Below are 16,631 nucleotides of genomic sequence, written 5' to 3' on the forward strand. Positions count from 1 at the left end.
AGTGAAACTGGGGAAACCATAATGAAAAAGATACTCGCTGCAATGGCTGCCGGCCTGTCCACCGTTGCCCTGCCCGCCCTGGCCGACGCGCCGGCCGGGCCCGCAGTGGCCGCCGTGAAGGTAATCAACTCCGGCGATACCGCCTGGATGCTGACCTCCACCGCCCTGGTGCTGTTCATGACCATTCCCGGCCTGGCGCTGTTTTACGGCGGCATGGTACGCAAGAAAAACGTGCTGGCCACGCTGATGCAAAGCTTCGCCATCACCGCCCTGGTGACCGTGCTGTGGGCCGTCGTCGGTTACAGCCTGGCCTTCACCGTCGGCAACCCGTATATCGGCGATCTGTCGCGCTTCATGCTGGACGGCATGGTGTACATGAAGGATGCCGGCAAACTGGCGGTGCATCCGCTGGCCGGCACCATTCCGGAATCGGTGTTCATGACCTTCCAGATGACCTTCGCCATCATCACGCCGGCGCTGATCACCGGCGCCTTCGCCGAACGCATGAAGTTCTCGGCCATGCTGGTCTTCATGGCGCTGTGGTCGCTGATGGTCTACGTGCCGGTGGCGCACTGGGTATGGGCGCCGGGCGGCTGGATGGGCGACAAGGGCGTGCTGGACTTCGCCGGCGGCACCGTGGTGCACATCAACGCCGGCGTGGCCGGCCTGGTGACGGCGCTGGTGCTGGGCAAGCGCGTCGGCTACGGCAAGGAAGCCATGGCGCCGCATAACCTGATCCTGACGCTGGTGGGCGCCTCCATGCTGTGGGTGGGTTGGTTCGGCTTCAACGCCGGCTCCGCAGGCGCCGCCGACGGCCGTGCCGGCATGGCCATGGTGACCACCCAGGTGGCCACCGCGATGGCCGCCCTGGCCTGGATGTTCGCCGAATGGGCCACCAAGAAGAAGCCGTCGGTACTTGGCATCGCCTCCGGCGCCGTCGCGGGCCTGGTCGCCATCACGCCGGCCGCGGGCTTCGTCGACGTCAAGGGTGCGCTGATCATCGGCCTGGCTGCCGGCGTGGTGTGCTTCTGGGGCGCCACCGGTCTGAAGCACATGATGGGCTACGACGATTCTCTGGACGCGTTCGGCGTGCACGGCGTCGGCGGCATCCTGGGCGCGCTGTTGACCGGCATCTTTGCAGTGAAGGACATCGGCGGCGCAGATGGCAGCTTGGCCACCCAGGCGCTGGGGGTGGGCGTCACTATCGTCTACTGCGGCATCGTCACCTTCATCCTGCTGAAGCTGGTGAATCTGGTGATCGGCCTGCGCGTGGCGGAAGACGAGGAACGCGAAGGACTGGATGTAGTGCTGCACGGCGAGCGCGTGGAATAAGGCCGGCAGAGCAAAGTTTGTTGTGTAAGGGACTTGGCGGGGCCTCTGGCCCCGTTTTTTTTCGCCCGCCATATGTAAAAAACCGGCCAGAAGGCCGGTTTGCGATGCTGAACTATTTAACGATGCGCAGGCTGGGACGACCGCCGCTCGGACGGTTCGGCCCCGGGTCGTCGCCATCGTTCTTCGGCTGGTCGACCGACGGCGCCGGCTTGAGCGCCGCGTCCTCCGGCATCGGCTCCACCTCGAAGCCCATGCCTTCGCCCGTTTCGCGGGCGAAGATGGACATCACATTCCCCACCGGCACCCAAATATCGCGAGACATCCCGCCGAACCGCGCCGAAAACGAGATCCAGTCGTTTTCGATCTGCAGATTCTTGGTGGCGCTGTAGGCGACATTGAGCACGATCTCGTTGTTCTTCACGTATTCACGCGGCACATCGGTGCGGTCATTGACCCATACCACCAGATAGGGCGTGTGCCCGTTGTCGCAGCACCACTGGTGCAGCGCGCGAATCATGTAGGGCTTGGTGCTGGAGCTCATCGCTTTTCCTTACTTGCGCATCGCCTTTTCGGACGGCGTCAGCGAATCGATAAAGGACTGGCGTTGGAAAATGCGTTCGGCGTACTTCAGGATAGGCGCTGCGCTCTTGCCCAGATCGATGTTGTAGTGCTCCAGGCGCCACATCAGCGGCGCGATGGCCACATCGATCATGGAGAAGTCATCGCCCAGCATGAACTTCTGCTTGGCGAAAATCGGGGCGATGGTGGTCAGACCGTCGCGGATCGCTTCGCGCGCCTTGGTGGCTTCCTTGCCGGTAGCGCCGGCTTCCAGCGTCTTCACGTGGATGAACAGCTCATTTTCAAAACGATGCAGGAACAGGCGGGCGCGGGCGCGCATCACCGGATCGGCCGGCATCAGTTGCGGATGCGGGAAGCGCTCGTCGATGTATTCGTTGATGATGTTGGACTCGTGCAGGATCAGGTCGCGCTCAACCAGCACCGGCACTTCGTTGTACGGATTCATCACGGCCAGGTCTTCCGGCTTGTTATGGATGTCCACATCGATAATTTCGAAATCCATCCCCTTCTCGAAGAGCACGATACGGCAGCGCTGACTGAATGGGCAGGTGATTCCGGAGTAGAGGGTCATCATGGCGGAGAAAATCCTTGACTAACAATGAATTGGTGTAGCAGGCCATTCTAGCACCTTCGCCGCACCCATTTCCAGCATTTCAATACAACATCATGATTTAAAAAGAAAAAAGGCGGAAATCATTCCGCCTTTTCCAGACCGCATCCAGCGCGAATCAATGCACGTCGCGCCAGTATTCCTTCTTCAACAGGTACACCAGCGGGAACAGCAACAAGCCTAGGAACATCAGCACCACGTAACCGATCTGCTGGCGCTTCACCGCGGCCGGTTCGCCCATGTAGACCAGGAAATTGGTCAGGTCCGCCATCCGGCGATCGTACTCGACGGTGTTGGCCTTGCCGTTTTCCAGCTTGGTCAGGCTGCCTGCCTTAACGAGCTGCAGAGAATGCTCCTCATGGCCCTCGGCATCCTTCTCGGTCTTCAGCACCTGCTCGCCCTGCCACTCCCAGAACACATGCGGCATGCCGACCTTGTCGAATACCAGATTGTTCCAGCCGGTAGGACGCGTCGGGTCGCGATAGAAACCGCGCAGATAGCCATACAGGTAATCCGCGCCCCGCGAGCGGGCAATCAGCGACAAGTCGGGCGGCACGGCGCCGAACCAGGCCTTGGCATCCTTCTTGTCCATCGCGATATTCATCTGATCGCCGATCTTGGCGCCTTCCGGCAGCAGGTTGGCCTTGATCTGCTCTTCAGACAGGCCGATGTCTTCCAGCCGGTTGTAGCGCATCATGCTGGCCGAATGGCAGGACAGGCAGTAATTGACGAATATCTGCGCGCCGCGCTGCAGGCTTTCCGTATCCTGGATGTCGATCGGCGCCTTCTCAAGCTTGGGACCGCCCTCGTTGGCCAGCGCCGGCGCGGAGAACGGCAGCACCAGCGCCATGGCGGCGATCAGCTTGCGCATCTTGTTTTTCATTTTCCTTATCCCCTTGCTTACACGTTCATGGCGAACAGCGCGGCCAGGAACACGGTCAGAGCCACCATGACCAGGAACTGGATCTGGCGCTTGGCATTGGTGTCCGTCACCCGCTCCGGCACCGGCACGCTGCCAACGTCGTTCTTGGTGTAGAACGGCATACCCAGGAAGAAGGCGAAGTAGACCACCGAGAAGATCTGCGACAGCGCGGTACGCAATCCCGTCGGCGGCAGCGCGCCCAAAATGCCCAGGCCGATGAAGGCGGCGATGAACAGCACTAGCGCGATCTTGAACTTAGGACCGCGGTAGCGGATGGACTTGATCGGCGAACGATCCAGCCACGGCAGGAAGGCGATCAGCACCACAGCGGCGCCCATGGCCAGCACGCCCCACACCTGGGTGCCGGCAAACGACGGCACGGCGCGCAGAATGGCGTAGAACGGCGTGAAGTACCAGACCGGCGCGATGTGAGGCGGCGTTTTCAGCGGATCCGCCTGATCGAAGTTCGGATGCTCCAGGAAGTAGCCGCCCATTTCCGGCAGGAAGAACACGATGGCGGAGAACACGATCATGAACACCACTACGCCGAGGATGTCCTTGATGGTGTAGTACGGATGCGAGTTGATGCCGTCGAGGTAGATGCCGGTTGCCGGGTCCTTCGGCTGCTGCTTGATTTCCACGCCGTCCGGATTGTTGGAGCCGACTTCGTGCAGCGCCATCAAGTGAGCCACCACCAGCGCCAACAGCACCAGCGGCACGGCAATCACATGCAAGGCGAAGAAGCGGTTCAGCGTGGCGTCGGACACCACGTAGTCGCCGCGGATCCACACCGACAAGTCAGGGCCGATCACTGGGATGGAGCCGAACAGGTTGACGATCACCTGGGCGCCCCAGAACGACATCTGCCCCCACGGCAGCAGATAACCCATGAAAGCTTCCGCCATCAGGCACAGGAAGATCAGCGTGCCGAATACCCACACCAGTTCGCGCGGCTGCTTGTACGAGCCGTAGATCAGGCCGCGGAACATGTGCAGATAGACCACCACGAAGAACATCGAGGCGCCGGTGGAGTGCATGTAGCGGATGATCCAGCCGCCGGCCACGTCACGCATGATGTATTCGACCGAGGCGAAGGCCACCGGCACGCCGGCGGCGTTCAGCGTGCCGTCCGGCTTGTAGTTCATGGTCAAAAAGATGCCGGTGACGATCTGCAGCACCAGCACCAGCATGGCCAGCGAACCGAAGAAGTACCAGAAGTTGAAGTTCTTGGGGGCGACATACTTGCCCCATTGGCTTTCCCACAGGGCGGTCAGCGGAAAACGTTCGTCCACCCAGTTCAGCAGCTTTTGCGCTTTGCTCATTTTTCGCCCTCAGCTTATTTGTCGTCGCCGATCAGCAGACGGGTGTCGGACAGATACTTGTGCGGGGGAATCTCCAGATTCTTCGGCGCCGGCACCCCCTTGAACACGCGGGCGGCCAGGTCGAACTTGGAGCCGTGGCAAGGGCAGTAGAAGCCGCCCAGCCAGTCCGGTCCCAGATCGGCGGGTGCCAGATCGGGCCGGAAGGTCGGCGAACAGCCCAAGTGGGTGCAGATGCCGACCGCCACCAGATATTGCGGTTTGATCGAGCGGTGCTCGTTCTTGCAATAAGCGGGCTGCTGCTCGACGTCCGACGTCGGATCGACCAGTTTGGGGTCGTTTTTCGGCAGATTTTTCAGCTGTTCCGGCGTGCGGCTGAGAATCCACACCGGCTTGCCGCGCCATTCAACGTTGATTTTCTGCCCCAGTTCAATCTTGCCGATATCGACTTCGACCGGCGCCCCCGCTGCCTTTGCCCGTTCCGACGGGAAAAAGCTCATAAAGAACGGCGTGGCCGCGCCAACCACCGCAACCCCTCCAACAGCGCTGGAAGCGACCGTCAGAAAACGACGGCGCCCCGTATCGACTTGCTGTTCACTCATTACAGTCATCCTCAATCGTGGAAATCGAGCCCTAAACTGCCAGATTTTACCCGATTACTAGTAGGGACTTGAAGCATCCATGCAAATAAATTGTCATTTACGCGCCAAAGCATCTCAAACAGGGTTATTTATATCAATAAATTCCACTTTTATGCCTGTTGATTTCATTAAATGCTCACCGAGCGATTGAATGCCGTAGCGCTCTGTTGCATGATGACCTGCGGCGATGAATGCGACATCGCTTTCCATCGCCATGTGATAATTCTGTTCCGATGCCTCGCCGGTGATGAAAGCGTCCACGCCCAGCGCGATCGCGTCAGCGAAAAAACCCTGCGCGCCGCCAGTGCACCAGGCGACCCGCCGCACCGGCTTGTCATTCCGTCCCAGCAATAAGGCGCTTCTGCCCAGAATAGACGATACGTGCTGGTTTAGCCGAGCCGCATCGCCGCCTTCCGGCCACTGGCCATGCCACAACAAGCCTTGCTCGCCAGCCTGCCCTTGCGCTTCAAGCCCCAGCATGCGGCCCAGGCTGGCGTTGTTGCCCCACTCCGCATGACCATCCAGCGGCAGGTGATAGGCAAGCAGGCTGATGTCATGTTGCAGCAAGCTGCGGATGCGCTGCCGTTTCATGCCGCATATGCTGGCGTCCTCGCCTTTCCAAAAATAGCCGTGATGCACCAGGATGGCATCGGCGCCGCGCGCTGCCGCAGCCTCGATCATGGCCTGCGATGCCGTCACGCCGGTTACAATCTTGCCAACCTCCGCCCGGCCTTCCACTTGAAGGCCATTGGGGGCGTAGTCCTTGTAACGCCAGGGTTCCAACAGCGCATCCAGGGTCGATACCACATCGTTCAATCGCATTAAATACATTCCTCAATATTGCTCAGAGACCCAGGTTTGTCAGCTTGCGCTTGGAAAAGCGGACAAAGCCCTCTGCGCTGCAAATTTCAATCGACTAGGATAACGAGTATCGACTGCGCCAGCCAATGCATCCAGCCCTGCTTATGCCGTAACGCCTCGTCAACAAAGCAAGCATTTATCTGTAAGATATCGTTTTATTAAGCATAGCGAAGCTCGCCATCTTGATGAGACACCATCTTAATAGGAAGCAGTGATGACTATTCTCGTTACCGGCGGCGCCGGCTTTATCGGCGGCAATTTCGTTCTCGACTGGCTGGCAGCCCATGACGAGACGGTCGTCAATCTCGATGCGTTGACCTACGCCGGCAATCTGGAAACCTTGCAATCCATTCAACACGATGCCCGCCATGCATTCGTCCACGGTAGCATCGGCGACCGCGCGTTGCTTGAGAAACTCCTCGCCGAGCACCAGCCGCGCGCCGCGATCAATTTCGCAGCAGAAAGCCATGTCGACCGCTCCATCCATGGTCCGGCCGATTTCATCGAGACCAATATCGTCGGCACCTTCAATTTGCTGGAAAGCGTGCGCGCTTACTGGAGCGGCCTGGACTCGGAGCGCAAGCAGGCCTTCCGCTTTCTGCACGTCTCCACCGACGAGGTGTACGGCACGCTGTCGCCGGAAGATCCGCCGTTCGCCGAAACCAACCGTTACGAGCCGAACAGCCCCTACTCGGCCTCCAAGGCGGCGTCTGACCATCTGGTCCGCGCCTGGCACCACACATATGGCCTGCCGGTACTGACCACCAACTGCAGCAATAATTACGGCCCCTACCATTTCCCGGAAAAGCTGATCCCGCTGGTCATCCTCAACGCGCTGGCCGGCAAGCCGTTGCCGATTTACGGCGACGGCCAGCAGGTGCGCGACTGGCTATATGTCAAAGACCACTGCAGCGCCATCCGCCGCGTGCTGGAAGCCGGACGCCTGGGGGAAACGTATAACGTTGGCGGCTGGAATGAAAAAGCCAATTTGGAAGTGGTAAAAACCATTTGCGCCATTCTCGATGAACTCAAGCCGCGTGCCGATGGCGCCAGCTACTCCGCGCAGATCACATTCGTGCAAGATCGCCCCGGCCATGACCGGCGCTACGCCATCGATGCGCGCAAACTGGAACGCGAACTGGGCTGGAAACCGGCCGAGACTTTCGACAGCGGCATCCGCAAGACTGTTGAATGGTATCTTGCCAACCAACAATGGGTGGACAACGTCGCCAGCGGCCATTATCGCGACTGGGTCGACCAACACTATGGCCAACCCGCATGACGCGCATCCTGGTCACCGGCAAGAACGGCCAAGTCGGCCACGAGTTGCAACGCGCCCTAGCGCCGCTGGGCGAACTGATCGCATTGGACCGCGAAGGGATGGACTTGGCGAAGGCCAGCGCCATCCCGGGGCTTCTGGATGAACTGCGCCCCGACATCATCGTCAACCCCGCTGCCTATACCGCCGTCGACAAGGCCGAGTCGGAACCCAAGCTGGCGCATGCCATCAACGCCGTTGCGCCGGGCATTCTCGCGCGATGGGCTGAGCGACATGGCGCCTTGCTGGCCCATTACTCCACCGATTACGTATTCAACGGCAGCGGCACAACTCCATGGAGTGAAGACGATGCAGCCGATCCGCAGTCGGTTTACGGACTCAGCAAATGGCAAGGCGAGCAAGCGATACGGGAGGCGACAGCACGCCACCTGATTCTGCGCACCAGCTGGGTATTCGGCGCCCACGGCGCCAATTTCCTCAAAACCATGCTGCGGCTTGCCGCTGAACGCCAAGAGCTAAACGTGGTAGCAGACCAGATTGGCGCGCCAACCTCGGCCGCCCTGATCGCCGATACCACCACGCTGTTGATCCGACGCTACCTCGCCGATAGTGAACGCAGTCCCTTCGGCACTTATCATCTGGCGGCAGCCGGCGAAACCAGCTGGCATGGCTATGCCCAATATCTGATCGGCCAAGCAGGCAAACTAGGCTTTCCGCTGGCGCTGACTGCAGACGCCGTACATGGCATCCCGACCGAAGCGTATCCATTGCCGGCCAAGCGCCCGGCCAATTCGCGCCTCGATTGCGGCAAACTTCAGCGCGACTTCGGCATCACCCTGCCGGTGTGGCAGCAAGGCGTCGACATAGTGCTCGCTGCCTTGTGGCAACAACAGCAGACAGCATAATTGATAGGATTCCAAGATGAGCAAGGCTCGCAAAGGCATCATCCTCGCTGGAGGCTCCGGCACCCGCCTCTACCCGGCCACCCTCGCCGTCAGCAAGCAGTTGCTGCCGATCTACGACAAGCCGATGATCTACTATCCGCTGACCACGCTAATGCTGGCCGGAATCGAGAACATCCTGATCATCTCCACGCCGCAAGACACCCCGCGCTTCCAACAGTTGCTGGGCGATGGCAGCCAGTGGGGCATCAACCTAGAATATGCCGTGCAAGCGAGTCCAGATGGCCTGGCGCAAGCCTTTTTAATAGGCGAATGCTTTCTCGACGGCGCGCCCTCCACGCTGGTGCTGGGTGACAACATCTTCTATGGCCACGATTTCTCCGGTTTACTGCAAAAAGCCAACGAAAAGACCAGCGGCGCCAGCGTGTTTGCCTACCGTGTAAACGATCCAGAACGTTACGGCGTCGTCGAATTCGACGACGGCGGCAAAGCTCTCTCTATCGAAGAAAAACCCAAACAGCCCAAATCGCACTATGCGGTAACCGGCCTGTATTTCTACGATGAACAAGTGGTCGACATCGCCAAGACCATACGCCCCTCCGCCCGCAGCGAGCTGGAAATTACCGACGTCAACAACGTTTATCTGCAACAAGGCTTGCTCGACGTGCAAACCATGGGCCGCGGCTATGCCTGGCTCGATACCGGTACCCATGAATCGATGCTGGAGGCCAGCCAGTTCATCGCGACCATTGAAAGCCGCCAAGGGCTCAAAGTAGCTTGCCCGGAAGAAATCGCCTATCGCAGCGGCTGGATTGATGGCGAACAAGTGAAGAGACTGGCGAAGCCGCTGGAAAAAACCGGCTACGGGCGTTATCTGCTAGCCATGCTGTAACATAACATTTACTAACCCCAGAATGTCGTCGGCTAGCCAATGCTCAGCCGACAGGACTGCAATCCATGAATGTCATCGATACCGCTATTTCAGACGTAAAGATTATCGAACCCGCAGTTTTTGGCGATGAGCGCGGTTTTTTCTTTGAAAGCTTTAACCAGGAAGAATTTGAAAAGGCCATTGGTTACGCTGTCAATTTTGTACAGGACAACCACAGCCGCTCAGCTAAGGGCGTGCTGCGCGGCTTGCATTACCAGCTCGATCCGCACGCCCAAGGAAAGCTGGTGCGCGTGGTAGTCGGCGCAGTGTTTGACGTGGCCGTCGATATCCGGCCGCAATCCCCCACCTTCGGCCACTGGGTAGCTGCAGAGCTTTCCGCTGACAACAAGCGACAGATGTGGATTCCCGCCGGCTTCGCCCATGGTTTCCTGACCCTGAGCGATGATACGGAATTTCTGTACAAAACCACCGACTACTGGTTCAAAGACCTTGAACGCGCCATCGCCTGGAACGACCCAACGCTGGCGATAGACTGGCCGCTGCAACAGCCTCCGGTACTGTCACCCAAAGATCAGGAAGCACCGCTGTTTACGTCGCTCGGTGCCTAAAATCGTTTGATAAAACAAAACGGCCTGGACAGCAACGCTATCCAGGCCGTTTTCCTAATGATGCCAGCAGCGCCAGGGCTGCCGGCTCATCAGCAGCTGATTACATCATGCCGCCCATGCCACCCATGCCGCCCATGTCCGGCATGCCGCCAGCAGCCGGCTTGTCTTCCGGCAGTTCAGCGATCATGCAGTCGGTGGTCAGCATCAGACCGGCTACGGAAGCGGCGTGCTGCAGAGCGGAGCGGGTTACCTTGGCCGGATCCAACACGCCCATTTCCAGCATGTCGCCGTATTCGCCGGTAGCGGCGTTGTAACCGAAGTTGCCCTTGCCTTCCAGCACCTTGTTCACCACAACGGACGGCTCGTCGCCGGCGTTCTTGACGATCTGACGCAGCGGAGCCTCGATGGCGCGCAGTACGATCTTCACGCCCGCTTCTTGTTCGGCGTTGTCGGTCTTCAGACTGTCCAGCGAAGCGCGGGCGCGCAGCAGGGCCACGCCGCCGCCGGCAACCACGCCTTCTTCAACCGCAGCGCGGGTAGCGTGCAGCGCGTCTTCCACGCGAGCCTTCTTCTCTTTCATTTCCACTTCGGTGGCAGCGCCAACCTTGATCACGGCAACACCGCCGGCCAGCTTGGCCACGCGCTCTTGCAGCTTCTCACGGTCGTAGTCGGAAGTGGCTTCTTCGATCTGCTTGCGGATTTCACCCACGCGAGCCTGGATGGTGGCAGCTTCGCCAGCGCCATCGATGATGGTGGTGTTTTCCTTGCCCACTTCGACGCGCTTGGCTTGGCCCAGCATGTCCAGGGAAGCTTTTTCCAGGGTCAGACCCACTTCTTCGGCGATCACGGTGCCGCCAGTCAGCACAGCGATGTCTTGCAGCATGGCCTTGCGACGGTCGCCAAAGCCCGGAGCCTTGACGGCCACAACCTTCAGGATGCCGCGAATGGTGTTCACCACCAGAGTCGCCAGCGCTTCGCCTTCCACGTCTTCTGCGATGATCAGCAGCGGACGGCCGGACTTGGCCACTTGCTCCAGCACCGGCAGCAGGTCGCGAATGTTGGAGATCTTCTTGTCGAACAGCAGGATGAACGGATTGTCCAGCGCAGCGATCTGCTTGTCCTGGTTGTTGATGAAGTACGGGGACAGGTAGCCGCGGTCGAACTGCATGCCTTCCACCACATCCAGCTCGTTGTTCAGGCTCTTGCCGTCTTCGACGGTGATTACGCCTTCCTTGCCCACTTTTTCCATGGCGCTGGCGATGATTTCACCGATGTCGGAATCGGAGTTGGCGGAGATGGAGCCAACTTGAGCGATTTCCTTGGTGGTGGCGCACGGCTTGGCGATCTTGGCGATTTCGCCCACCAGGGAGATAACAGCCTTGTCGATGCCGCGCTTCAGATCCATCGGGTTCATGCCGGCGGCAACGTACTTCATGCCTTCCTGCACGATGGCTTGCGCCAGCACGGTGGCGGTGGTGGTGCCGTCGCCGGCCACGTCGGAAGTCTTGGAAGCGACTTCCTTCACCATCTGCGCGCCCATGTTCTCGAACTTGTCTTTCAGTTCGATTTCCTTGGCGACGGAGACGCCGTCCTTGGTGATGGTCGGCGCGCCGAAGGAGCGGTCCAGCACCACGTTGCGGCCTTTCGGGCCCAGGGTAACCTTGACGGCATCAGCCAGGATGTTGACGCCATTTACCATCTTGGTGCGAGCGGAATCGCCAAACTTTACGTCTTTAGCAGCCATTCTTAAATCTCCAGAATTCTGTGTTTGAAGTACGGGTAGGGTCGGAGGCTTACTCAACGATGCCCATAACGTCTTCCTCGCGCATCACGAGGACTTCTTCGCCGTCAACCTTGACGGTCTGGCCGGAATACTTGCCGAAGATGACTTTGTCGCCCTTCTTCAGCTCCAGCGGGCGGCGCTCGCCATTCTCCAGAATTTTGCCGTTACCGACGGCCAGAACCTCGCCCATGTCCGGCTTCTCAGCCGCGGCACCCGGCAGAACGATGCCGGAAGCGGTCTTTTCTTCAGCCTCGAGGCGCTTGATAACAACACGGTCGTGCAAAGGACGAATTGCCATGGATCTCTCCTATAACATTGGCTGTTGAGAGTTGAACATCAGGATGTGTTGGTTGTCAGCCGAGGACTTAGCACTCGGCAGCTACGAGTGCTAATAATAGGGACGGACATACATGGTTTCAAGAGGAAAACAAGAAAACACGATAAAACGAGAGGTACCCTAGTACGCTCACCCCTTCAACCGGTTGATGGCGAAGTGGATGCCCCGCCGCAAGTCGCCGGTCAGTATTCGGCCAAGGAGCACCGTTACCCATGCCCAGAGTATCGCTAGCGGCCTGGGTAGCTTCAGGATGGGAGCTACCCAGATATAGAACAGCGGAGAGCCGCCAAAGCGCTCGTGAAAGCGGCGGTAAGCGGCCTTGAGGTCGCCCGCGCGCGACAGCCGCTGGCGTAGCAGGTTGAAGGGATAATAAGAAATCAGCATCTTTTTGCCGAAAGCCTTGATCGCGTTTTCACTCAGTCCTTTGGGACGGAAGGAATCCAGGATTCGGAAAATACGCTCGACAAACACTTCAGAAAAATCGTACCCGCCGGAGTTGTTGCGCTTGCATGCCAGCATATAACGGCCGATGAAAGCATTATGAGGCTTAGATATGATGGCCTGAATCACGAGGTTAACTTGTACCAGATTGGTGCCACAGAACTGGTTGGCGTCGGTAGCAGCCTGCACCTCCTTATTGATGACACAGGCTGAGATGAAGCTGATCAGCGCGCCGATCTTAAAGAGATAACTGCTGGTATCACTGTAGTCGATCACTTCACCGCCACCGCCCGGGAACTCTTGCACGTAGTCTTTTTCATAGCCGTAAGACTTCATACACACCACACCGTAGTCGTTTTCTTTTAATACATTGAGCAGCTCGGCGAGCTTATCTTTCAGATAGAGATCGTCATCTCCCATGATCTGAACATATTTGCCTTTGGCCTCATTGAAACATTGAGCGATGTTGGCGTCTGAGCCGATGTCTTGCACGTTGCGTATGTAGCGTACCGCCAGCCCTTCGCGGATGGCTGCCTCAACCACTTGCGGCGTATGGTCGCTCGAGCCGTTGTCTGAAACAATGATCTCCACTAGTCCCGGAGCAACGTTGCGCATCTCTTTGACGAGATGATCGAGGTTGATCTTGAGGAAATCGGCGCGGTTATACGTAGGTATGGCGATGCTTAGTAGAAATTCGCTGGTATTCGGCATGGCAGGTGTCAATCTTTCCTTGCTTGGTAACTCTATACGGGCGTATCGGGATGATAGCGGGACTGTCAAACTCTCCAATCGCGGTTATACCTTCTCCAAAGGAAGAGGGCGACGGGAATGTTGATGAAAATATAGATGCTGTCGAGAACCGCTATCATGCCGCTCACCGAATATCGAGGAACGACGAGCAGTATGCCGGCCACTGCGATAACAGTAGTGAAAACAATGAGTAATAGGAATGGCTCTCGCTTGAAGCTTCGCAGCTGAACCGTAAGGCCACCGATGAATTGATTGGCCAGGGTATAGATGACCAAGCCGGTGAAGTCCGAAAAGCCCAGTAGTCGCTGCACAAAGCGCGCTTGCGGAAACAAGCTGATAAGTAGCAGTGCGGCACCTGCCATGACAATGAACATTGTCAGCGAGCGGAAAAAATTGCGGCGAAAAGTACGATCTAGCAAGTGCCAGTCTTTGCATGCTGCGGCTTGTGCCATGGCTGGAACACGCCGGGTCAGCCAGGACTGCGATAACAGGCTGATCGTATTGACGATTGCGAGAGACAGCCCAAGTTTGCCGGCAACGACTGCTCCTTGCATATGAAATAACAGAGGAATGTTGATCTGGGTGAGCAGATAACCGCACAGCCAGTTCAGCGCCAGCCTCCATTGCAGCGGCCAGATTTCGAGGCGCCAGTCAAACTCGGCTCGACGGTTTCGCAGCGCCGTTAGCAGCAGGTTTTTTCTTTTCAACAGCAGCCAGCTCCCAGGCAGTAGGATAGCGATGGCTGGCGCCATGACGGTGGCCCACAGTCCGCCTTGCAGAAAGAAGGTGACCCAGCAAAGCACAGAGCCGCACATGATCTGCAACAGCCTGAGGGCATATACCTTGGTGATCTGCCCACTGCCCTCAAGTATGGCTAGAAAGGGAATGGCAAGCAGGCTCAGGGCCGTGAAGCTACAGATGGCTAACCAAGGCAGTAGCCAATTCACGCCGTGCGCTGAGTGCTGGGAGCTGAAAAATAGGTAGCCGCCGGGTAACATCAATAGCCAAAATACCATCGCCATCAGGCCGTACCAGTGGAAAGCGCGCCCCGTCAGTGCTTCGCAGTACGAGGCGTTTGCGCCTTGTATCTTGTAGGTGCTGCTCCAGTGAGCATTGCTGAAGCTATGGGCGGACACCTGGATTAGCACGCTTGAAAGTCCGAGTTCGAAAAGCGTGTAGAAGGCAGCCATGCTGGTGAAACTGTAGTACCAGCCTTGCTCTTCTGCCGATAGGAAGTGAACGGCCAGCAAAGTCGTGATAAGGCCGGCGCCAGCTTGCCACAGCCGGTACGACAGGATAATGATAAGGTCGAAACTCAGGTTCATAGTAAGAAGGCGTTAGCAGCCGATCTTGGCCGAGGAGGGCTTGCTGCGCATGGCCAAACGATTGAGTTTCTCGCGTTCCGGGTCGAGTAGCCAGCCCCATTTGTTGAAATAGCGGATGGCTGATCGAATATGGATCCACATCAGTTTCTGGTCTCTGTAGGACGCTTTTCCAAATTCGTGCATCACCACCGCCTCCGGAATGAAGACTACTCGGCCAAGTCGCCGTAGTCGACGCACCAGATCCGTATCCTCCATGTACATAAAGAACCGTTCGTCAAACCCGCCCAGCTCGTGCAATGCGCTGGTTCGAACCGCTAGAAAGCAGCCAGAGGCATTAGGTAGGTCTATACGGCAGTCGTAGCTGAACCATTGCATCTCGTAGTCATAATCCAACGATTTGGCGAGAAATGGCATGAATCGTCTGACAAACAAGTTGGTAGGAGTCGGCAGCAACTTGTTCAACCGCTGCAAGCGTCCATCGGGGTAGCGTACCAATGGTGCGCAAGCTACGATGCCGGGGGTTTCAGCTAGTGGCATGATGAGTTTAGCTACAGCGTCCGGGGCGAACTCAATGTCCGGGTTCAGTATAAGGTGGACATCGCTCTGCAAACCTGTGATGGCGCGATTGTGGGCGGCGCCAAACCCGAGGTTGGCACCACTATGGCGGTAGTCATGTTGACTAAAAAGCTTAGAAAGAGCTGGACTGGGGGAGTTATCCTGAACGACTAGGCGAATGGGTGTGCTGCTCGCAGCGATGCTGTCTAGCAAGCGCTGCAGTTGCACGCAAGGATTGTTGAACAGAACCAGAGAGGCGCTGACTTGCATGGAGGAACTTTTCTGCTTTTTCAATCAATTAGCTCAGAAAATATAAGCTTCTGCCCGGTGACGTTCTTGACGGGATGAAATGGTCATATCAATAATTTTCATAAGGAGAAACCTTTTAGTGATTTAGTAAGAAGCCGTAAATCCTGGCCATCATTGTTCTTTCTCAGTAGCCGGCCCAGTTTTCCCAGTTGCTTGACACCAATCCAGCCTTGTTGGATAGAGGCATTTCTAGGTGTTGGTCGTTTCCAATGGCGGGAGGAGCTGGCTAGTTTCCCGCATCAATTCATAGGTACCGCTGCCTCCAGCCAAGATGATACTTTTGTGATTCATGGACAAAGTCTTGCTAGACTAGGCCTGTATCGCTGGGCAAACACAACACGCATGCCGACGAGCCCTCCGCTAAGAGAATGTCAAGGGTTTTGCGATTTTACTGCAATCCAGCCTTAAGTTGCGCTGACTTAAGCGGTAGCAGGAATCACGGCTGTCGCCGGCTTGGGTTAGTTCAGCACTGCCCTTGCAGTTGAATCTGGCACCGCAGTACGAGCTATCATAGCAATGAGGTTGTGGACTACAGGCGTGCCGAGGGCAGTCTGCGTGAAAAGTCCGTGGATATCCCAAATCTGCTATTCTCTTGCCCCTATCTGCTCAAAATTAGAGCTACACTCGCCCGACGGGCGAGCTCGCCACTAACCCTGGACACGCTTCGAAATGCTGCAAATCTTATTGACGGCCATGTTTGTTTCTATCCTGACTGGTTTCGGTCTCATCAGGTACTCGCATTTGCACTCAAGATTTACGGCTGACTCGGATACGACGGGTGTGCAAAAATTCCACGCGGTGCCGGTGCCGCGGATCGGCGGTGTACCCATCATGTTGGGTCTGATGATGGGATGCGCGCTTTCAGGCTATCTCAACACTTCCGTGTGGGTTCTACTGTTGCTGCTGTCCACTCTGCCAGCCTTCGTTTTTGGTTTTCTGGAAGACATCACCAAGATGATCGGCCCTATGGCTCGACTATTGGCGACTTTTTTTTCTGCCGGCCTTGGTTTTTTCCCTGTCTCTTATACACATCTGACGCTGCCGACGACAGCACGGAGGTGGGGTGGGGGGGGGGGGGGGGGGGGGGGGGGGGGGGGGGGGGGGGGGGGGGGGGGGGGGGGGGGGGGGGGGGGGGGGGGGGGGGGGGGGGGGGGGGGGGGGGGGGGGGGGGGGGGGGGGGGGGGGG

16 protein-coding genes are annotated in these 16,631 nt (G+C 57.9%); 5 read left to right on the forward strand and 11 right to left on the reverse strand.

Going from position 1 to position 16,631, the window contains the following annotated elements:
- Nucleotides 1–21 precede the first annotated feature (21 nt).
- Nucleotides 22–1,332, forward strand: a complete 1,311-nt coding sequence (locus tag JHD59_RS15680) for an ammonium transporter (protein WP_199154912.1) — start codon at nucleotides 22–24, stop codon at nucleotides 1,330–1,332.
- 112 nt (nucleotides 1,333–1,444) lie between these two features.
- Here JHD59_RS15680 and JHD59_RS15685 read toward each other — a convergent pair whose 3' ends face one another.
- From JHD59_RS15685 to JHD59_RS15710, 6 genes are all read right to left on the reverse strand, one after another.
- Nucleotides 1,445–1,873: a ClpXP protease specificity-enhancing factor gene (locus JHD59_RS15685; protein ID WP_103318418.1), complete on the reverse strand. Its 429-nt coding sequence runs from the start codon at nucleotides 1,871–1,873 to the stop codon at nucleotides 1,445–1,447.
- 9 nt (nucleotides 1,874–1,882) lie between these two features.
- Nucleotides 1,883–2,485: a glutathione S-transferase N-terminal domain-containing protein gene (locus JHD59_RS15690; RefSeq protein WP_103318420.1), complete on the reverse strand. Its 603-nt coding sequence runs from the start codon at nucleotides 2,483–2,485 to the stop codon at nucleotides 1,883–1,885.
- Nucleotides 2,486–2,639: 154 nt separating this feature from the next.
- Nucleotides 2,640–3,404 (reverse strand): cytochrome c1, encoded by a 765-nt coding sequence (locus JHD59_RS15695; RefSeq protein ID WP_199154913.1) that lies wholly within the window; start codon nucleotides 3,402–3,404, stop codon nucleotides 2,640–2,642.
- A gap of 17 nt (nucleotides 3,405–3,421) precedes the next feature.
- Entirely contained in the window at nucleotides 3,422–4,765 is a 1,344-nt protein-coding gene (locus tag JHD59_RS15700; protein WP_199154914.1) for a cytochrome bc complex cytochrome b subunit, read from the reverse strand.
- Nucleotides 4,766–4,779: 14 nt separating this feature from the next.
- Entirely contained in the window at nucleotides 4,780–5,364 is a 585-nt protein-coding gene (gene petA / locus JHD59_RS15705) for a ubiquinol-cytochrome c reductase iron-sulfur subunit (protein ID WP_103318427.1), read from the reverse strand.
- A 114-nt stretch (nucleotides 5,365–5,478) separates the two neighbouring features.
- Nucleotides 5,479–6,225, reverse strand: a complete 747-nt coding sequence (locus tag JHD59_RS15710) for a Nif3-like dinuclear metal center hexameric protein (RefSeq protein ID WP_199154915.1) — start codon at nucleotides 6,223–6,225, stop codon at nucleotides 5,479–5,481.
- Between the two features lie 250 nt (nucleotides 6,226–6,475).
- Here JHD59_RS15710 and rfbB point away from each other — a divergent pair, with 250 nt between their 5' ends.
- The 4 genes from rfbB to rfbC all read left to right on the forward strand — a co-directional run bounded on the left by rfbB (nucleotide 6,476) and on the right by rfbC (nucleotide 9,945).
- On the forward strand, nucleotides 6,476–7,546 hold the full coding sequence (rfbB, locus tag JHD59_RS15715; RefSeq protein WP_368671599.1) for a dTDP-glucose 4,6-dehydratase: 1,071 nt from the start codon (nucleotides 6,476–6,478) through the stop codon (nucleotides 7,544–7,546).
- Nucleotides 7,543–8,448 (forward strand): dTDP-4-dehydrorhamnose reductase, encoded by a 906-nt coding sequence (rfbD, locus tag JHD59_RS15720; RefSeq protein WP_199154917.1) that lies wholly within the window; start codon nucleotides 7,543–7,545, stop codon nucleotides 8,446–8,448. The genes rfbB and rfbD overlap by 4 nt, the downstream gene beginning before the upstream one ends.
- A 16-nt stretch (nucleotides 8,449–8,464) precedes the next feature.
- Entirely contained in the window at nucleotides 8,465–9,337 is an 873-nt protein-coding gene (rfbA, locus tag JHD59_RS15725; RefSeq protein ID WP_199154918.1) for a glucose-1-phosphate thymidylyltransferase RfbA, read from the forward strand.
- A gap of 65 nt (nucleotides 9,338–9,402) precedes the next feature.
- Complete coding sequence (gene rfbC, locus JHD59_RS15730) at nucleotides 9,403–9,945, forward strand: dTDP-4-dehydrorhamnose 3,5-epimerase (RefSeq protein WP_199154919.1); 543 nt, start codon at nucleotides 9,403–9,405, stop codon at nucleotides 9,943–9,945.
- Nucleotides 9,946–10,045: 100 nt separating this feature from the next.
- Here rfbC and groL read toward each other — a convergent pair whose 3' ends face one another.
- The 5 genes from groL to JHD59_RS15755 form a co-directional block, all read right to left on the reverse strand.
- Nucleotides 10,046–11,689 (reverse strand): chaperonin GroEL, encoded by a 1,644-nt coding sequence (groL, locus tag JHD59_RS15735; protein ID WP_103318441.1) that lies wholly within the window; start codon nucleotides 11,687–11,689, stop codon nucleotides 10,046–10,048.
- 49 nt (nucleotides 11,690–11,738) lie between these two features.
- A complete protein-coding gene (gene groES / locus JHD59_RS15740; RefSeq protein ID WP_103318443.1) occupies nucleotides 11,739–12,026 on the reverse strand; it encodes a co-chaperone GroES in 288 nt (95 codons plus the stop codon).
- 168 nt (nucleotides 12,027–12,194) lie between these two features.
- The gene (locus JHD59_RS15745; RefSeq protein ID WP_199154920.1) at nucleotides 12,195–13,217 is read right to left on the reverse strand and encodes a glycosyltransferase family 2 protein; all 1,023 of its coding nucleotides are present in this window, start codon (nucleotides 13,215–13,217) and stop codon (nucleotides 12,195–12,197) included.
- A gap of 65 nt (nucleotides 13,218–13,282) precedes the next feature.
- Nucleotides 13,283–14,581 (reverse strand): hypothetical protein, encoded by a 1,299-nt coding sequence (locus JHD59_RS15750; RefSeq protein ID WP_199154921.1) that lies wholly within the window; start codon nucleotides 14,579–14,581, stop codon nucleotides 13,283–13,285.
- A gap of 12 nt (nucleotides 14,582–14,593) precedes the next feature.
- A complete protein-coding gene (locus tag JHD59_RS15755) occupies nucleotides 14,594–15,406 on the reverse strand; it encodes a glycosyltransferase family 2 protein (RefSeq protein ID WP_199154922.1) in 813 nt (270 codons plus the stop codon).
- Between the last annotated feature and the right edge of the window lie 1,225 nt (nucleotides 15,407–16,631).

It is taken from the genome of Chromobacterium sp. ASV23, assembly GCF_016428945.1.
Taxonomy (GTDB): Bacteria; Pseudomonadota; Gammaproteobacteria; order Burkholderiales; family Chromobacteriaceae; genus Chromobacterium; species Chromobacterium sinusclupearum.

Excerpts from the sequence above, each read along its gene's own strand:
- JHD59_RS15695 (WP_199154913.1), bottom strand. The coding sequence starts at position 3,404 with ATGAAAAACAAGATGCGCAAGCTGATCGCCGCCATGGCGCTGGTGCTG.
- JHD59_RS15685 (WP_103318418.1), bottom strand. The coding sequence starts at position 1,873 with ATGAGCTCCAGCACCAAGCCCTACATGATTCGCGCGCTGCACCAGTGG.
- JHD59_RS15700 (WP_199154914.1), bottom strand. The coding sequence starts at position 4,765 with ATGAGCAAAGCGCAAAAGCTGCTGAACTGGGTGGACGAACGTTTTCCG.
- JHD59_RS15680 (WP_199154912.1), top strand. The coding sequence starts at position 22 with ATGAAAAAGATACTCGCTGCAATGGCTGCCGGCCTGTCCACCGTTGCC.
- rfbD (WP_199154917.1), top strand. The coding sequence starts at position 7,543 with ATGACGCGCATCCTGGTCACCGGCAAGAACGGCCAAGTCGGCCACGAG.
- JHD59_RS15750 (WP_199154921.1), bottom strand. The coding sequence starts at position 14,581 with ATGAACCTGAGTTTCGACCTTATCATTATCCTGTCGTACCGGCTGTGG.
- groL (WP_103318441.1), bottom strand. The coding sequence starts at position 11,689 with ATGGCTGCTAAAGACGTAAAGTTTGGCGATTCCGCTCGCACCAAGATG.
- rfbC (WP_199154919.1), top strand. The coding sequence starts at position 9,403 with ATGAATGTCATCGATACCGCTATTTCAGACGTAAAGATTATCGAACCC.
- rfbA (WP_199154918.1), top strand. The coding sequence starts at position 8,465 with ATGAGCAAGGCTCGCAAAGGCATCATCCTCGCTGGAGGCTCCGGCACC.
- groES (WP_103318443.1), bottom strand. The coding sequence starts at position 12,026 with ATGGCAATTCGTCCTTTGCACGACCGTGTTGTTATCAAGCGCCTCGAG.
- JHD59_RS15710 (WP_199154915.1), bottom strand. The coding sequence starts at position 6,225 with ATGCGATTGAACGATGTGGTATCGACCCTGGATGCGCTGTTGGAACCC.
- JHD59_RS15745 (WP_199154920.1), bottom strand. The coding sequence starts at position 13,217 with ATGCCGAATACCAGCGAATTTCTACTAAGCATCGCCATACCTACGTAT.
- petA (WP_103318427.1), bottom strand. The coding sequence starts at position 5,364 with ATGAGTGAACAGCAAGTCGATACGGGGCGCCGTCGTTTTCTGACGGTC.
- JHD59_RS15690 (WP_103318420.1), bottom strand. The coding sequence starts at position 2,485 with ATGATGACCCTCTACTCCGGAATCACCTGCCCATTCAGTCAGCGCTGC.
- JHD59_RS15755 (WP_199154922.1), bottom strand. The coding sequence starts at position 15,406 with ATGCAAGTCAGCGCCTCTCTGGTTCTGTTCAACAATCCTTGCGTGCAA.